Origin of the sequence: Mesorhizobium sp. M7A.F.Ca.US.005.03.1.1, from assembly GCF_003997975.1 — a bacterium.
Lineage (GTDB): Bacteria > Pseudomonadota > Alphaproteobacteria > Rhizobiales > Rhizobiaceae > Mesorhizobium > Mesorhizobium ciceri.
This window is the reverse complement of record NZ_RZRO01000018.1, coordinates 24119-40826: the sequence shown is the minus strand read 5'-3', so window position 1 is coordinate 40826 and position 16708 is coordinate 24119. Positions and strand designations below refer to the sequence as shown.

Below are 16708 nucleotides of genomic sequence, written 5' to 3'. Positions count from 1 at the left end.
GGGAGGAACCAAACATGATCACAAGACGCAGCCTACTGAAAGCCTCGGCGGCGACAGGCCTGGCGCTCGCCGGTTCGCGTCTGGCGACGCCGGCCATCGCGCAAGGCGCCAAGATCCGCCTGGGCTATGTTTCGCCGCAGACGGGGCCGCTCGCCGGCTTCGCGGAAAGCGATGACTACAACATCAAGGCCTTCCTCGCTTCCGACGCGGGCAAGAACTTCGAGGTCATCGTCAAGGACAGCCAGTCGAACCCCAATCGCGCGGCCGAGGTGGCCAAGAGCCTGATCGTCGATGACGAGATCAACCTGATGCTCGTCGGCTCGACGCCCGAGAACACCAATCCGGTGGCCACCACCTGCGAGGCGGAGGGCGTGCCGGTGATCTCGACGATGGCGCCGTGGCAGCCCTGGTTCATCGGCCAGCAGGGCAGTCCGGCCGATCCGTCCTCGTGGAAGCCTTTCAACTTTGCCTATCATTATTTCTGGGGTCTCGAAGACATCATCGCCGTCTACACCGGTATGTGGAAGCAGCTTTCCACCAACGGCAAGGTGGGCGGGCTGTTCCCGAACGATGCCGACGGCAATGCCTGGGGTGATCCGAAGAACGGCTTGAAGCCGGGCCTCGATGCCGCCGGTTTCAGCCTTGCCGATCCCGGCCGCTATCAGAACCTGTCGGACGATTTCACTGCGCAGGTCAACGCCTTCAAGGCAGCCAATGCCGAGATCGTCACCGGTGTGGTCATTCCGCCGGACTTCACCACCTTCTGGAACCAGGCCCGCCAGCAGGGCTTCAAGCCCAAGGCGATAACGGTGGCCAAAGCGATCCTCTTTCCGCAATCGGTCGAGACGCTGGGCGATGCTGGCCACAACCTCTCATCCGAGGTCTGGTGGTCGGCCTCGCATCCGTTCAAATCGTCCGTGACGGGCGAGAGCTCGGCGGAAATCGCGGCGGATTTCACCGCCAAGACCGGGCGTCCCTGGACGCAGCCGATCGGTTTTGTCCATTCGCTGTTCGAGGTGGCGGCCAATGTCATGGGGCGCGTTTCGGATCCGACCAATGCCGAGGCGATCGCGGCGGCCATAGCCGCCACCGACATGACGACGGTGGTGGGGAAAGTGGCATGGAGCGGTGCGGGACTGCCGCCTTTCGCCGCGAAGAACGTCTGCAAGACGCCGCTCGTTGGCGGCCAGTGGCGGAAGAAGGCCGGTGGCGGGTTCGATCTGGTGATCGTCGAGAACGCCGGCGCTACCGAGATTCCCACCGCTGGCAAGATGGAAGCCCTGGCCTGACGCTGCCGGGGGCGGCTGATACCGCCGCCCTCGTTCGGCGCGACCCAAGGATGACTGTGATGATACTCAGGCTGGAAAACGTTTCGAAGTCCTTCGGCGCCCTGAAGGTTGCGGATTCCGTGACCGTCAGCGTGCCGCGCGGCGAAGCGCTGGGCATTATAGGCCCGAACGGCGCGGGAAAATCGACGCTCTTCAACCTGATCACCGGAAACTTGTTTGCAAATGAGGGCCGCATCGAATTCCTCGGCCGCGACGTGACCCGCGCTCCGGCCATGGAGCGGGTGCGCATGGGCGTCGGCCGCAGCTTCCAGATTCCGCAGCCTTTCGAGGGGCTGACCGTGTTCGAGAATCTCTTGACCGCCGCCGCCTTCGGCCGCGGCGGACGCGAGGCCGAGATGGTCGAGGATTGCGCTGGTATCCTCGAGGCGACGGAGCTCCTCAGGAAAGCCAATTTCGTGGCCGGCTCGTTGAGCCTTCTCGACCGCAAGCGCCTGGAACTCGCCCGCGCCCTGGCGACAGGCCCCGCGCTTCTGCTTCTGGACGAGATCGCGGGCGGGCTGACGGAGCGCGAATGCAAGGCCCTGGTCGCGACGATCAGAGCCATCCACGCGAGGGGAACCACCATCATCTGGATCGAGCATGTGCTGCATGCCCTGAATTCGGTGGTCGAGCGGCTCCTCGTGCTGGATTTCGGGCGCGTGATCGGGATCGGCGCGCCTGATGAGATCATGGCCTCGAAGGCGGTTCGCGAAATCTATCTGGGGCTCGAGGTCTGATGCTGGAAACGCGCGGCCTCACCGCGAATTACGGCCAGTTCCGGGCACTGTTCGGTGTGGATATCACCGTGGCCGCGGGCGAATGCGTGGCGATCATCGGCGCCAACGGCGCCGGCAAATCCACGCTGATGCGCTCGATCACCGGAGTGATCGGCAACGCGCCCGGCATGGTGCTGCACAGGGGCGAGCCGATCGGCGCGCTGTCTTCGGCCGAGATCATGAAGCGCGGCATCGCCATGGTGCCGGAGGGGCGCCGGCTGTTCCCTTCGCTGACCGTCGAGGAAAACCTGCTGGTCGGCGGGCAGGCGCGTAAGGTGCAGGGGCCGTGGAGCCTCGACGCGGTCTATGACCTTTTCCCGATCCTGGGCGAGCGGCGCAAGAGCCCCGGTACCGCGCTCTCGGGTGGCCAGCAGCAGATGGTGGCGATCGGCCGGGCGCTGATGTCGAACCCCGAATTGCTGCTTTGCGACGAGATCAGCCTTGGCCTCGCGCCCGTCGTCATCCGCGATATCTACGCAGCACTTCCCAGGATCCGCCAAGGCGGCGCCGCGATCGTGCTGGTGGAGCAGGATATCGGCAAGGCGCTGGCAGTGGCCGACCGCGTCTACTGCATGATGGAGGGTCGCGTCACGCTGGCCGCCAGGGCGGCCGAGGTCACGCGCGAAGATATCCACTCTGCCTATTTCGGAGTGGCGGCATGACGCGGGAACCAAGGCTCGGTCGTCTGCTCGCACAGCACCCTTGTGGCCTGATCGAGGTGGCGCGGCGATGATCTGGCTGGACACCCTCGTGCAGGGGATTCTGCTGGGCGGGCTCTATGCCCTGTTTGCAGCAGGGTTGAGCCTCGTCTTCGGCATCATGCGGCTGGTGAACCTAGCCCATGGCGACCTCATCATTCTTGCCGCCTATCTGGTTTTGATGGGCGTCACGCTGCTCGGCTTGTCGCCCTGGATCGCTGCCCTGATTGCCATGCCGGTGATGTTCGGGCTCGGCTGGCTGCTGCAGGCCGCCGTCCTGAACCGCATGCTGGGCAAGGACATCCTGCCGCCGCTTCTGGTCACGTTCGGCCTGTCGGTCGCCTTGCAGAACGGCCTGCTCGAGGCCTTCTCCGCCGACAGCCGCCGCATTCCGGTGGGCGCGTTGGAAGGGGCATCGCTCGATCTAGGGCTGGTCACGGTTGGGATCATGCCGTTGATGACCTTTGCCTCGGCGATCGTGACGATCATTGCGCTCAACGCGCTCTTTTACCACACCGCCCTCGGCCGTGCCTTCCGCGCCACCTCGGACGACGCCGTGACGGCGGGGCTGATGGGGATAGAGCCGAAGCGGATTTTCGCGATCGCCACCGGGATCGCCATGGTCGTGGTGACGCTGGCGGCGCTCTATCTCGGCATGCGCGCGAACTTCGATCCTTCGATCGGACCGGCGCGGCTGATCTATGCCTTCGAGGCGGTGATCATCGGCGGCCTCGGCAGCCTGTGGGGAACGCTTGCCGGCGGGATCATCATCGGCGTGGCGCAGACGTTTGGCGCCGCGCTCAATCCGGAATGGCAGATACTGGCCGGCCACATCGCCTTCCTGGCCGTGATGCTGCTCAGGCCGCGCGGACTTTTTCCGCGCGCAGTGGATTGAGGGGGGCGGCATGTATCGACTGACAACCCGCACCCGCGCCGGAACCGTGACCGCGATCATTGTGCCGCTCTTCCTCGTCGCCGCGCTCGCGCTGCCTGCCGTGGCCTCGCGTGGTGTCATACAGGATCTGTTCTTCATCCTCACCATGCTGACGCTGGCGCAGATCTGGAACCTGCTGGCGGGCTATGGCGGCCTGGTCTCGGTGGGCCAGCAGGCTTTCGTCGGCATCGGCGCCTACGCGATGTTCGCCGGCGTGATCCTGCTCGGCTGGAATCCGGTCCTGGCGATCCCGCTGGGCGCCCTTGCGGCACTGGTGCTGGCGGTTCCGACGGCCTTTTTCGCGTTCCGCTTGCAGGGCGCGTATTTCGCCATCGGCACCTGGGTGATCGCCGAAGTGACGCGCCTGCTGGTTGCGCAGTGGAAGGCACTTGGCGGCGGCACCGGCACGTCGCTGCCGCGCGAGGCGACGAGCAGCATCCTGGGCACCGATGCGGTCCGGGCGCTGTTCGGCGTCCGCGAGGCCGCGGCACGCGATGTCATGGCCTACTGGCTGGCTTTGGCGCTGGTCGTGGCCGTGACGGGCGGCATCTACTGGCTGCTGCGCAGCCGCCTCGGGCTGGCGCTGGCGGCCGTGCGCGACAATGTCGACGCGGCGCAATCGGTGGGCGTCGATACCGCCCGGCTCAGATGGGCGGTCTTTCTGATCGCCGCGGCTGCCACCGGGCTGACCGGCGCGCTGATTTTCCTGCAGACGGCCCGCATCTCGCCGAGCGCGGCCTTTGCCGTCACCGACTGGACCGCCAACGTCATCTTTATTGTCGTCATCGGCGGCATCGGCACCATCGAGGGGCCGATCCTCGGTGTGCTGGTCTTCTTTGCGCTGCGCTCGGCGCTGGCCGACTACGGCAGTTGGTACTTGATGACGCTCGGCCTCATCGCCGTTGTCGTGATGCTTTTTGCGCCAAAGGGGCTCTGGGGCCTGATCGCGTCCCGCAATGGCCTGCACCTGTTTCCGGTCCGCCGCAGGCTGACCGGTCCGAAGATCGAGGGAGGAATTTGATGGCGGATATCGAAACCGACGTGCTGATCGTCGGCACTGGCCCGGCCGGCTCGGCCACCGCCGCGCTGCTGTCGAGCTACGGCGTGGCCAACATGATCGTCAATCGCTATCGCTGGTTGTCGAACACGCCGCGTGCCCACATCACCAACCAGCGCACCATGGAAGTGCTGCGGGACCTCGGTCCGGATGTCGAGGCAGAGGCCATGATGCACGCCTCGCCGCAGGAACTGATGGGCGAGAACGTGTTCTGCGAAAGCCTGGCCGGCGAGGAGATCGGCCGCATGAAGAGCTGGGGTACAGCGCCGCTCTCCAAGGCCGAACATCTGCTGTCGTCTCCCTGTTTCATGAACGATCTGCCCCAGACCTTCATGGAGCCGATCCTGTTCAAGTCGGCCTGCGCCCGCGGGACGCAGGCACGCATGAGCACGGAATATGTCGGCCATGTCCAGGATGCGGACGGCGTGACCACGACCTGCCGCGATCGGCTGTCGGGTAAGGATTTCACCGTGCGGTCGAAGTTCCTCGTCGGCGCCGACGGCGGCAACTCGCTGGTGGCCGAGCATCTGGGCCTGCCGCTCGACGGTAAGATGGGCGTCGGCGGCTCGATGAACATCCTGTTCAGGGCCGATCTGTCGAAATACGTCGCGCACCGGCCGAGCGTCCTCTACTGGGTCATGCAGCCCGGCGCCGACGTCGGCGGCATCGGCATGGGTCTGGTTCGCATGGTGCGGCCGTGGGACGAGTGGCTGATCGTCTGGGGCTACGACATCAACCAGCCGCCGCCGGAGGTAACGCCGGAACTGGCCACCGAGGTCGCGCGTCAATTGGTCGGAGATCCCGCGCTCGAGATCAAGCTCCTGGGCGCCAACACCTGGACGGTGAACAACTGCTTCGCCACGCACATGCAGAAGGGGCGGGTGTTCATCATGGGCGACGCCGCGCACCGGCATCCGCCCTCGAACGGGCTCGGCTCGAACACATCGATCCAGGATGGGTTCAATCTCGCCTGGAAGCTTGCCAAGGTCGTCAAGGGGCAGGCGGGCATCGGGCTTCTGGATAGCTACTCTGCCGAGCGCGCACCGATCGCGCGCCAGATCGTGACGCGGGCGAACCAGTCCATTGCCGAATTCGGACCGATCTTCGAGGCGCTCGGCATGGATGGCGGCGTCGATCACGACAAGATCCAGAGGAACATGGAGGCCCGCGCCGACGCGACGCCCGCGGCCGAAGCGCAGCGCGAGGCGCTCCGCAAGGCTATCGCCTTCAAGAAGTACGAGTTCGACGCCCATGGCGTCGAGATGAACCAGCGCTATGCGTCCGGCGCGGTGGTGACCGACGGCCAGCGCGAGCCGGCATTCGAGAAGGATCGCGAGCTGCACTATGCGCCAACGACGTGGCCGGGCGCGCGCTTGCCGCATGTCTGGGTGTTCGAGCGCTCGGGCAGGAAGGTCTCGACGCTCGATCTTTGCGGGCATGGCGAGTTCACGCTTTTGACCGGTATTGGCGGCGAGGCGTGGGTCGCCGCGGCGGAGACGGTGGGCGCGGAGCTCGGTCTGCCGATCCGCAGCCATGTGATCGGCCCGCGCCGCACGATCGAGGATCATACCGGCGACTGGGCCGGCGCGCGGGAGATCCGCGACACCGGCTGCCTGGTCGTCCGTCCCGACCACCACGTCGCCTGGCGTTCCGAAACGCTCGCGGCCGATCCGGCGGCCGAACTGCGCCGGGTCTTCAAATCCGTTCTGGCGCGCTGAGGAGGATCGCATGATCGACGAACACGAATCCGGCTATTTCACCGAGGCGAACTCGGCCGAGGTCGTCGTGGCGCGCAACAGGAACGCCAAAGACGAGCGGCTCAAAGAGGTGATGGAGGTCATCACCCGAAAGCTGCACGAGGCGGTGAAGGAGATCGAGCCGACGCAGGAGGAATGGTTCGGCGCGATCATGTTCCTGACGCAGACGGGCCAGATCTGCAACGAATGGCGGCAGGAGTACATCCTGCTGTCGGATGTTCTCGGCGTCTCGATGCTGGTCGATGCGATCAACAACCGCAAGCCGTCGGGTGCCTCGGAATCCACGGTGCTGGGGCCTTTCCACGTCGCCGACGCGCCCGAATTGCCAATGGGATCGAACATCTGCCTCGACCAGAAGGGCGAGCCGATGTTCGTGCATGGCCGCATCCTCAATACCGAGGGTAACCCGATCGCAGGCGCCAAGATCGACGTCTGGCAGGCCAATGACGAGGGTTTCTACGACGTGCAGCAGAAGGGCATCCAGCCCGACTTCAATCTGCGCGGGGTGTTCCGCACCGGTGCGGACGGACGTTACTGGTTCCGCGGCGTGAAGCCCAAATACTACCCGATCCCGGATGACGGTCCGGTCGGCAAGCTGCTGGGCGCGCTAGGCCGCCACCCCAATCGTCCGGCGCATCTCCACTACATTGTCGAGGCCGAGGGCTTCGACGCGCTGACCACGCACATCTTCGATCCGGACGATCCGTACATCGATTCAGATGCCGTCTTCGGCGTGAAGAAAAGCCTGCTCGCCGAATTCCGCAAGGTCGAGGACGCCGAAGCCGCGGCCAGGGTCGAGGTCGCGGCGCCGTTCTACGACGTAGAGTTCGATTTCGTGCTGTCGCGCAAGGGAGGAAACTGATGGCCGCACTTGAGAAGATGTTCGATGTCAGAGGCAAGTCGGTGATCGTCACCGGCGGCGCCAGCGGCATCGGGCAGGCCTATTCCGAGATCATGGCCGAGCACGGGGCGAAGGTCTGCATCTTCGACCTGAACCCTGCCGGGCTGGAGAAGACCGTGGCGGCGATCAGGGCGGCGGGTGGCGATGTCTGGGGCCAGGTCGTCGATGTCGGCGACCGTGCGGCCATGGCGGCCGCCTTCGACAAGGTGGCCGAGAAGGCCGGCTCGATCGACGTCGTGTTCGCCAATGCCGGGATCGACGCCGGGCCGGGCTTCAACACCCCGACGGGCGAAAGGAACCCCGAGGGCGCCATCGAGAACCTGCCCGACGAGCACTGGGACAAGGTGATCGAGATAAACCTGACCTCGGTCTACACCACGATCAAGCATGCCGTGCGGCACATGAAGCCGAATGGCGGCGGCCAGATCATCGTCACGTCGTCCATCGCCTCGCTGATCAACGAGAGCATCGTGGGTACACCCTACATGCCCGCCAAGGCCGCGGTGAACCATCTCGTTCGCCACATGGCGATGGAGCTCGGCGCCTACAACATCCGCATCAACGCAATCCTGCCCGGGCCGTTCATCACCAACATCGCCGGCGGCCGGCTGCGCAATCCGGCGGACCGCAAGGCCTTCGAGGCCCAGTCGCTCATCGGCCGGATCGGTGACCCTGAAGAGATCAAGGGCCTGGCGCTTTATCTTGCGTCGCCGGCCGCGTCCTACGTGACGGGCTCGCTGATCGTCATCGATGGCGGCTCGCTGCTGAGGATGACCTGAACAAGCTTTGAACTGAGACCGGTCCCGTGGGCCGGAGAAACTTAACCCAGGGAGGAACCGACAATGACCTACTACAACAAACTGGTGAAATCGGGCTTGCGGCCCAGCCGCCGAAGCGTCCTGAAGGGGATTGGAGCCGGCGTTGCCGCCAGCACGCTGGGCATGCCGACCTATCTGCGCGCCGCGACGGCGGGGAAGATCAAGCTCGGCTATCTCAGCCCCACGACCGGGCCGCTCGCCCTGTTTGGTGAAACGGATGGCTACACCTTGCAGAAAATCCGCGCACTGCTCGGCGGCCAGCTGCAATGTGCCGACGGCAATACTTACGAGATCGAGATACTCGATCGCGACAGCCAGTCCAATCCGAACAAGGCATCGGAAATCGCCGGCAACCTCATCCTGAACGACGAGGTGCATCTGCTCGTACCGGCCTCGACCACCGACACAATCCTGCCCGCGGCCGAGCAGGCCGAGCTTTATGAGACCCCCTGCATTTCCTCCGGCGCTCCCTGGCAAGCGGTGATCATGCCGCGCGGCGGCGGCAAGCAGACCTTCGACTGGACCTATCATTTCTTCTGGGGCCTCGACGAGGCGCTGAACACCTTCGTCGGACTCTGGAACCATCTGGAGACCAACAAGAAGGTCGGCATGCTGTTTCCGCAGAACATCGACGGCGAGACCTGGGGCAACGACGAATATGGCTTGCCAGCGCCGACCCGCAAGGCCGGCTACGAGGTCGTGGTGCCCGGCTATTTCCAGCCCCGCACCAATGATTTTTCCGCACAGATCGCCGAGTTCAAGAAGCAGGGCTGCGAGATCATCGGCGGCATTACCTATCCGGACGATCTGAAGACCTTCGTCACCCAGTGCAACCAGCAGGGCTTCAAGCCGAAGGCGGTCACGGTGGCGGCGGCACTCCTGTTCCCGGGGGGTGTCGAGGCCATGGGTCCTCTAGGCAACGGCATGTCCTCGGAGGTCTGGTGGACACCGGCCTTCCCGTTCAAGTCGTCGCTGACCGGGCAGGTCAGCAGCGACATCGCCAGCCAATGGGAAGTCGATTCGAAGCGGCAGTGGACGCAGCCGCTGGGCTATTCGCATGCCTTGCTCGAGGTCGCGCTCGACATCCTGAAGCGCTCTTCCAATCCGCTCGATCGTACAGCCAACCGAGACGCCCTGGTCGCTACCGATCTGCAGACGCTGGTCGGTCATATCAAGTTCGACGGCTCGCCCCACAAGAACATCTGCAAGACGCCGATCTTCGGCGGCCAGTGGGTGAAGGGCGAGAAATGGCCCTATGACCTGAAGATCGTCGACAACACGGTCAATCAGCTCTTCGCGCCGCAGCAGGCTATTCAGCCGATCGCCTGGTGACATGAGCGGGGACGCGGGCAGAGTCATGCGTAGGGAAATCCTGCTGAAAGCGCACGGGGTGTCGAAGTCCTTCGGCGCTGTCCGCGTCCTGCATGACGTGACTTTCGACGTGCATCGGGGCGAGGTGCTGGGCATCCTCGGCCCGAATGGGGCGGGCAAAACGACGCTGTTCAACGTGATCAGCGGCGACTTGAAGACGTCCGGCGGCGAGATACAGCTCGGCGACACGGCACTCCGCGGCGAGCCGCCCTTCCGCCGCTGCCAGATGGGGATCGGGCGGACCTATCAGATCCCGCGTCCCTATTCCGGCATGACCACCTTCGAAAACCTGCTGGTCGCCGCCGCTTTCGGCGGCGGCCGGTCCGAGAAGCAGAGCTATGCTTTCTGCGCCCAGGTCCTGCGCGAGTGCGAACTCTCCGACAAGGCCAATGTCTCGGCCGGCGCTCTCACTCTGCTCGACCGCAAGCGGCTGGAGCTGGCGCGCGCGCTGGCGTCGGATCCGAAGCTGCTGCTGCTGGACGAGATCGCGGGCGGGCTGACCGACGATGAATCGAAGGCGCTGGTGGCGCTGGTGCGCCGCATCCGCGACCGCGGCATCACCATCGTGTGGATCGAGCATGTGCTGAACGCGCTGCTGGCGGTGGCCGACCGGCTGTTGGTGCTGAATTTCGGCGAGAAGATCGCCGAAGGCGTGCCCGCCGACGTGATCGCGCTGCCCGAGGTCCAGCGCGTCTACATGGGGATCGAGGGATGACGGCCGTTCTTTCCACCCACGGGCTGTTGGCCCGCTATGGCGACTTCCAGGCGCTCTACGGCGTCGACATCGAGCTGCACCAGGGTGAGGCCGTGGCCTTGATCGGCGCCAACGGGGCCGGAAAATCCACCCTCCTGCGTTCGATCATGGGCCTGCTTCCGGTCGGGCGCGAGATGGTGCTGCTGCACGGTGAGCCGGTCGGCGGCACCGCCACCGACCGCATGGTGCAGAAGGGCGTCGCCATCGTGCCGGAGGGCCGCCGCCTCTTCACCGGCATGTCGGTCGAGGACAATCTGCGCGTCGCCATCGACCAGGCCGCGCGCATGGGCGCCAAGGGCGGATGGACGCTGCCGCGTCTGCACCAGCTGTTCCCGATCCTCAAGGAGAAGGCTCGCACCCAGGTGCAAAGCCTCTCGGGCGGGCAGCAGCAGATGGTGGCGATCGGCCGCGCGCTGCTCTGCCAGCCGCGCGTGCTGCTCTGCGATGAGATCAGCCTTGGTCTCGCGCCCAAGGTGATCCGCGAAATCTATGCCGCCTTGCCCGAAATCCGCGCCACCGGAACGGCGATGATCGTGGTCGAGCAGGATGTCGGCCTCGCCCGGACCGCCACGGACCGCCTCTACTGCATGCTGGAGGGCCGCGTGACCCTGACCGGCAGGTCCGCCGAAATCACGCGCGAGCAGATCGGCAAAGCCTATTTTGGAGCGGGCCATGGAGTGGTTTGACGCCTTGGTGCAGGGGGTCCTGCTGGGCGGCATGTATGCCCAGTATGCACTCGGCATGGCGCTGATGTTCGGCGTCATGCGGATCGTCAACATCAGCCATGGCGATCTGGTGATCCTTTTGTCGCTGATCGGCATCTCGATCGCCACGGCTTGGGGTCTGGGACCGCTGCCGGTGCTGATCGTGCTGGTGCCGCTCGCGGTGCTGATGGGCTGGGTGCTGCAGAAGGCCGTGCTGAACCGCGTGGTGGGCAGCGATCCGCTGCCCTCGCTGATCGCGACCTTCGGACTGTCGATCGCGCTGCAGAACCTGATGCTCCAGATATGGTCCGCGAACAGCCGATCGCTGCCCGGCCATGGGATCGAGAGCCAGTCCATCGAGATCGGCGGCATCTATGTCGGTCTCCTGCCGCTGATCGTGCTGGCCGTTGCCACGGGCCTGACAGGAGGCCTCGACCTGACGCTGAAGCGCACGCGCTTCGGTCGCGCGCTCCGCGCCGCGTCGGCCGATGTCGAGGCGGCGGCGATGACCGGCATCAACCCGCGCGCCGTCTATGCGATGGCGACAGCGGCGGCGGTCGGCATTCTCGGTTTTGCAGCCGTCTTCCAGGCGCTGCGGTCGACTGTTGCTCCGGCCGACGGACCTGCCCAGCTGATCTACGCGTTCGAAGCGGTGATCATCGGCGGCATGGGGACGGTATGGGGCGCCTTCGTCGGCTCGATGGTGCTCGGCATCTCGCAGGCCATCGGCTTCCGCATCGATCCGGGCTTCGGCGTGCTTGCCGGACATATCGTCTTCCTGGTCGTGCTGGCGACCCGCCCACAGGGCCTGTTCGGAAAGGCATTGTCATGAGTGCGATTCCCTATGTGGCAACAACCGAGGTGCCCGAAGTCGTGGTCCAGCGCCAGACCCGGTCCGGTCGCATTGCGATGACGCTGGCGGTGCTGGCCACGGTCGCTGTCGCTGTCATGCCGTGGTGGGCTTCGACCGGCACGATCCGGTCGGTTCTGGTGCTGTGCTGCTATATCGCCGTCGCGCAGATGTGGAACCTGCTCGCCGGCTATGCCGGCCTCGTCTCCGTGGGCCAGCACGCCTTCATGGGCGCCGCCGGCTATGCGCTTTTCGTGCTGGCGCAGACCTACGGCATCAATCCGTTTGTGGCGGTCTTCCTGTCGCTCCTGGTGCCGGCCGCGCTGGCCGTGCCGATCTACCTGCTGCTGCATCGCCTGGATGGCCCCTATTTTTCGATCGGCACATGGGTGGTGGCCGAGGTCTTCCGGCTGACCGCCTCGAACCTGCCGCTCGTCAATTCCGGCGCGGGCATGTCGCTTCGCGTGATGAAGGACTATTCGGCCTTCGAGCGGAATGTCGCTATGTCGCTGCTCTGTGCGGGGATGCTGCTCGTCACGCTGGGCGGCAGCTATTGGCTGCTTCGCTCGCGCTTCGGCCTTGCGCTGATCGCCATACGCGACAATCCGGTTGCAGCTGCCAGCCAGGGCGTGAATGTCGTGAAGCTACGCTTCCTGATCTATGTCGCGTCGGCGGTCGGCTGCGGTCTCGCGGGCGCGATCTATTTTATGGCGCAGCTGCGCATCACCCCCGGTTCGGCCTTTGACCCGATGTGGGCGAACGTCGCGATCTTCATCGTCATGGTCGGCGGGATCGGGTCCATCGAGGGCGTTCTGATCGGATCGCTGATCTTCTTCATCGCGGACCGCTGGTTCGGCGAATATGGCGCAACCTATTTCGTCGTCCTCGGCCTGATGACGCTTCTGGTGGCGCTCTACGCCCGGACGGGCATCTGGGGCCTGATCTCGAAGCGGTGGGATGCACCATGGTTCCCGATCCGACGCAAGCTCGTCGACCCCGAACCGCTGACGAGGAGGATTTCATGAAAGCCGCCATCTTCGATAAGGTCGGGGTCCCACTGCGGATCGGCACGGTGCCGGACCCGACGCCAGCACCGGACGAGGTCGTCTTGCGTGTCGCCGCTTGCGGCATCTGCGGCAGCGATCTGCACATCACCGAGGATCCGGTGCCTTTCGGCATCGAGGCAGGCTTTGTGCTCGGCCATGAATTCTCCGGTGACATCGTCGCGGTCGGATCGGAGGCAACGGGCCTTCGGATCGGTGACCGGGTCGCTGTCGTGCCGATGCGCGGTTGCGGACACTGCGAGGCCTGCGAGCGCGGCGATCCGGCGCGCTGTCACGAGATGGAGCTGATCGGCGGCGGCTATGCGCAATACGCGACCGTGGCCGCACGCCAATGTCATATCCTGTCCGACGATGTAGCACTCGAGGATGGTGCGTTGGCCGAGCCACTGTCGGTCGCCCTGCATTGCATCGTCCGTTCGGGCATGAAGCCGGGGGATCGGGTCGCCATACTGGGTGCCGGGCCGATCGGACTGCTCGTCGCCTTCTGGGCGCGGCGCATGGGGGCATCGCGTGTCGTGGTGGCCGACATCCACGGCCATCAGCGCGAGCGTGCGCTTGCTCTCGGCGCGACCGGCTTCGCGCTTTCCGGCGAAAAGCTGAGCGAGAACCTCACCGATCTCTGCGGCGGAGCGCCCGTCATCGTCTTCGAATGCGTTGGCAAGCGTGGCCTCATCGGCGCGGCGGTCGAGGCGGTCCGGCTGCAGGGCACGGTGGTCGGGGTCGGCCTCTGCATTGGCGGAGACCAGTGGGACCCGTTCCTTGCGCTGACGAAGGAAGTGAACCTGCTGTTTTCGGTCTTCTTCCATCAGCGCAACGAATTCGGCGTCGCCCTCGATGCGCTTCGAGGCGGACCTTTCGCACCGCAAGCTCTGATCACCGACCGGATCGACCTCTCGCCGGTTCCGCAGATATTCGAGAGCCTTCGCCGCCGCACCACGCAATGCAAAGTGCTGATCCAGCCGGACCTTGTTTGAGGAGAGTGAAAAATGGCCGTTCAATTCGAAACGCTCGAATACGATATCGATGGCACGAAAACGGTGGTGATGGCCATCGGTAGAGGCAAGCCCGTGCTGTTCCTGCACGGCGCCTCGACGCTTGAAGGCTTCGACTTTGCCGAGGGCCTCGCGGACCGTTTCCGCGTGCTCTGCCCGAGCCATCCGGGCTTCGGCTTTTCTGGCCCGGCGCCGCATGTCGCTACGATGTCCGACATGGTTTTACACTATCTGAATCTGCTCGATGTTCTCCGTCTGCCGGAGAAGCCTCATCTCATCGGCTTTTCCATGGGCGGCTGGATGGCGACCGAACTCGCTGGCCTTGCGCGCGAGCGTTTCGACAAGGTGGTGCTGATCGCGCCGGCAGGGCTCAACGACCCCGCATATCCGGCCACTGATCTCGGCGCGGTCGCGCCGCAGGAGTTGCCGGCCTATCTGGCGCAAGACGTCTCGGTGGCGCTGCGCTACTTCCCGGATGGTTCCGACGCCGCCTTTGCCGAGGCCTTCGGCGCCGATCGCGCCCGCGAAGGCGAGACGCTCGGCCGGCTGCTGGCGCCGTTCGGCATGGGGCATCCGAACCTGCGGCGCTTTCTGGCGCGCATCGCCAATCCGACACTGGTCGTCTGGGGCACCAGGGACCGTATGCTGCCGGCGGGACAGGCTCCGCTCTTCGTCGAGGCGCTGCCCGACGCACGCCTGATCCTCGTCGAGGAGGCCGGCCATTTCGTCATGCAGGAGAAACCCGAAACGCTCAGGAAGATCGGCGATTTCTTCGCCGGCTGATCGCATTTGAAAAGGAGGAGGAGAACACGATGAACAAACCCATCAAGCACAGCTCGTGGGGGACGACCACCGACTATCGCGACTTGCTCAGGAAGATCGCGGAGATCGGACCGGTCCTGGAAGCCAACGCCACCGCCGATGAGGAGAATGGCGAACTGACTGCGGCCACGTTCGAGCTGCTGAAGCCGCTGCGCATGTCGCATATCTTTGCCGCGGAGAGCCTCGGCGGTGCGCAGTTGCGACCCACCGAGGGTCTCGAACTGCTGGCGGCGATCACCTGGCACTCCGGGGCGGCCGGCTGGGTTTCCATGGTGCATTGCTGCATCGGCGCGATGTCGGCTGCCTTTCTGCCGGACAGCGCGGTCGAGCGGCTGTTCGCGCCGGGCTCCGACAACCGTTTCTCGGGACAGGGGGCGCCGCTCGGCATGCTGAAGAAGGTCGACGGTGGCTACCGGCTGAACGGCAAGTGGAGCTATGGCAGCGGCTTCAGCCACGCCACCTATAGCCACAGTGCCGCCTTCGTCGACGACGGCACCGGCAAGCCCGCCAAGGACGATAGGGGCAATGTGATCATCATGTGCGCCCATGCGCCGATCTCCCAGCACAAGCAGCTCGGCAATTGGGACGTTCTGGGCCTCGGTGGAACCGGCAGCATCGACTATGCGGCCGAGGATGTCTTCATCGCCGACGATCTCGTCTTCCCGATCCTGACCGCGCCGCCACTGCGCCAGAAGGAGTTCTTCAGTCTCGGTGTCGTCGGCCTCGCCGCCATCGGTCATACCGGCTGGGCACTCGGCACCGGGCGGCGGATGCTGGACGAGATCGCCAAGTTCGCCCGCAGCAAGTCAGGCCGCGCCGGGTTGATCGGCGAAAGCGAGAAATTCTGGCACGACTATGGCCGCGCCGAAGCCCGCTATCGCGCTGCCCGCGCCTTTGTCTTCGAAGTCTGGCGCGACATCGAGGCGACGGTCGAAGCCGGCAACAGCGTATCGACGCGGCAGATCAGCCTTGTCCATCTGGCCAAATCCGAGATTCATGAGGTTGGCGTCGATATCTGCAACTTCGCCTATCGCGCGGGCGGCGGCGCGTCGCTGCGCGCCGGTGTGATCCAGCGCACCTTCCGCGAGATGATGGTGGCGGCCAACCATTTCACGATCGCGCCATCGATCGTCACCTCGGCCGGCCGCGACATCGGCGGGCTGTGGAGCGATCGCACCTGGCAGTTCTACGATCTGATCGAGAAGAAGTAGTCGCAAGGGCCGGACGGCGGACCCATCCGGCCCCATTTCATGCTGCAGAAGAGAGACGTCGATGAGCTTCCCGCATCCGATGACCAACGCCTTCCGCGAAGCCTTTCGCCACCACCCGGCCGGTGTTGCCGTGATCACGGCCGATCCCGGCGACAGACCGGTGGCGATGACCGTGTCCTCGCTGATCTCTGTAAGTGCTGCGCCACCGGTCGTCGCCTTCTCGCTGTCGATGAAATCGACCTCGTCCGAACCCTTGCTACGGGCGCAGACCATGGTGATCCACCTGCTGCGCTACACCGATATCGACCTGGCGCAGCTCTGCGCGTCGAGCGGCGCGGAACGCTTCCCGCCGGGAGGCGCCTGGGCTCGGCTGCCCACGGGCGAACCGCGCTATACCGGCGTCTCGACCTGGTTCCGCGCCCGCCGGCTCGGCGTCCTGCCGATCGAGGGCGCGACACTGGTGGCGGCCGAACTCCTTGACGGCGAGGTGCAGCTGGACGAGATCCCCCCTGAGGCGCATTCGCTGGTCTACCTCGACCGTCGCTGGCATCGCCTGCACAAGGAACTGGACGGCGTGGCTGAACTTCTTGAGTCGTCGCGTTTTCTTTGAACGGTGCCGGCTGTCCGGCCGCTGCGCACGGAATTCGCTAAGCCAGTCAAACGCGTTCGAG

Annotated in this window: 17 protein-coding genes; all 17 read left to right on the top strand. The window is 65.1% G+C overall.

Annotated features, from left to right (window positions below; translation table 11 throughout):
- Window positions 1-14: 14 nt before the first annotated feature.
- The 17 genes from EN990_RS10965 (at window position 15) to EN990_RS10885 (ending at window position 16647) form a co-directional block, all read left to right on the top strand.
- Window positions 15-1289, top strand: a complete 1275-nt coding sequence (locus EN990_RS10965; RefSeq protein ID WP_127367993.1) for an ABC transporter substrate-binding protein — start codon at window positions 15-17, stop codon at window positions 1287-1289.
- Between the two features lie 59 nt (window positions 1290-1348).
- On the top strand, window positions 1349-2065 hold the full coding sequence (locus EN990_RS10960) for an ABC transporter ATP-binding protein (protein ID WP_127367994.1): 717 nt from the start codon (window positions 1349-1351) through the stop codon (window positions 2063-2065).
- Window positions 2065-2766 carry an ABC transporter ATP-binding protein gene (locus EN990_RS10955; RefSeq protein ID WP_063171519.1) on the top strand — a complete coding sequence of 234 codons (702 nt, stop codon included), beginning with the start codon at window positions 2065-2067 and terminating at the stop codon, window positions 2764-2766. The genes EN990_RS10960 and EN990_RS10955 overlap by 1 nt, the downstream gene beginning before the upstream one ends.
- Window positions 2767-2833: 67 nt before the next feature.
- Complete coding sequence (locus EN990_RS10950; RefSeq protein WP_127367995.1) at window positions 2834-3697, top strand: branched-chain amino acid ABC transporter permease; 864 nt, start codon at window positions 2834-2836, stop codon at window positions 3695-3697.
- A gap of 10 nt (window positions 3698-3707) precedes the next feature.
- The gene (locus tag EN990_RS10945) at window positions 3708-4757 is read left to right on the top strand and encodes a branched-chain amino acid ABC transporter permease (protein ID WP_127367996.1); all 1050 of its coding nucleotides are present in this window, start codon (window positions 3708-3710) and stop codon (window positions 4755-4757) included.
- Window positions 4757-6511, top strand: a complete 1755-nt coding sequence (locus EN990_RS10940) for an FAD-dependent monooxygenase (protein WP_127384523.1) — start codon at window positions 4757-4759, stop codon at window positions 6509-6511. Before EN990_RS10945 ends, EN990_RS10940 begins: the two co-directional genes overlap by 1 nt.
- Window positions 6512-6521: 10 nt before the next feature.
- Window positions 6522-7412: an intradiol ring-cleavage dioxygenase gene (locus tag EN990_RS10935; RefSeq protein ID WP_013533090.1), complete on the top strand. Its 891-nt coding sequence runs from the start codon at window positions 6522-6524 to the stop codon at window positions 7410-7412.
- Window positions 7412-8230: an SDR family NAD(P)-dependent oxidoreductase gene (locus EN990_RS10930; RefSeq protein ID WP_013533089.1), complete on the top strand. Its 819-nt coding sequence runs from the start codon at window positions 7412-7414 to the stop codon at window positions 8228-8230. Before EN990_RS10935 ends, EN990_RS10930 begins: the two co-directional genes overlap by 1 nt.
- A gap of 63 nt (window positions 8231-8293) precedes the next feature.
- Complete coding sequence (locus EN990_RS10925) at window positions 8294-9601, top strand: ABC transporter substrate-binding protein (RefSeq protein WP_127365425.1); 1308 nt, start codon at window positions 8294-8296, stop codon at window positions 9599-9601.
- 25 nt (window positions 9602-9626) lie between these two features.
- Window positions 9627-10355 (top strand): ABC transporter ATP-binding protein, encoded by a 729-nt coding sequence (locus EN990_RS10920; RefSeq protein WP_127369574.1) that lies wholly within the window; start codon window positions 9627-9629, stop codon window positions 10353-10355.
- Entirely contained in the window at window positions 10352-11080 is a 729-nt protein-coding gene (locus EN990_RS10915) for an ABC transporter ATP-binding protein (protein WP_013533086.1), read from the top strand. The genes EN990_RS10920 and EN990_RS10915 overlap by 4 nt, the downstream gene beginning before the upstream one ends.
- The gene (locus tag EN990_RS10910; RefSeq protein ID WP_013533085.1) at window positions 11067-11930 is read left to right on the top strand and encodes a branched-chain amino acid ABC transporter permease; all 864 of its coding nucleotides are present in this window, start codon (window positions 11067-11069) and stop codon (window positions 11928-11930) included. Before EN990_RS10915 ends, EN990_RS10910 begins: the two co-directional genes overlap by 14 nt.
- Window positions 11927-12973, top strand: coding sequence for a branched-chain amino acid ABC transporter permease (locus EN990_RS10905; protein ID WP_127368554.1), 1047 nt, complete (start codon window positions 11927-11929; stop codon window positions 12971-12973). Before EN990_RS10910 ends, EN990_RS10905 begins: the two co-directional genes overlap by 4 nt.
- Complete coding sequence (locus EN990_RS10900) at window positions 12970-13986, top strand: alcohol dehydrogenase catalytic domain-containing protein (protein ID WP_127368555.1); 1017 nt, start codon at window positions 12970-12972, stop codon at window positions 13984-13986. Before EN990_RS10905 ends, EN990_RS10900 begins: the two co-directional genes overlap by 4 nt.
- Window positions 13987-13998: 12 nt before the next feature.
- Window positions 13999-14787: an alpha/beta hydrolase gene (locus EN990_RS10895; protein ID WP_013533082.1), complete on the top strand. Its 789-nt coding sequence runs from the start codon at window positions 13999-14001 to the stop codon at window positions 14785-14787.
- Between the two features lie 29 nt (window positions 14788-14816).
- Window positions 14817-16037: an acyl-CoA dehydrogenase family protein gene (locus EN990_RS10890; RefSeq protein ID WP_127368556.1), complete on the top strand. Its 1221-nt coding sequence runs from the start codon at window positions 14817-14819 to the stop codon at window positions 16035-16037.
- Between the two features lie 61 nt (window positions 16038-16098).
- On the top strand, window positions 16099-16647 hold the full coding sequence (locus EN990_RS10885; RefSeq protein ID WP_127368557.1) for a flavin reductase family protein: 549 nt from the start codon (window positions 16099-16101) through the stop codon (window positions 16645-16647).
- Window positions 16648-16708 lie beyond the last annotated feature (61 nt).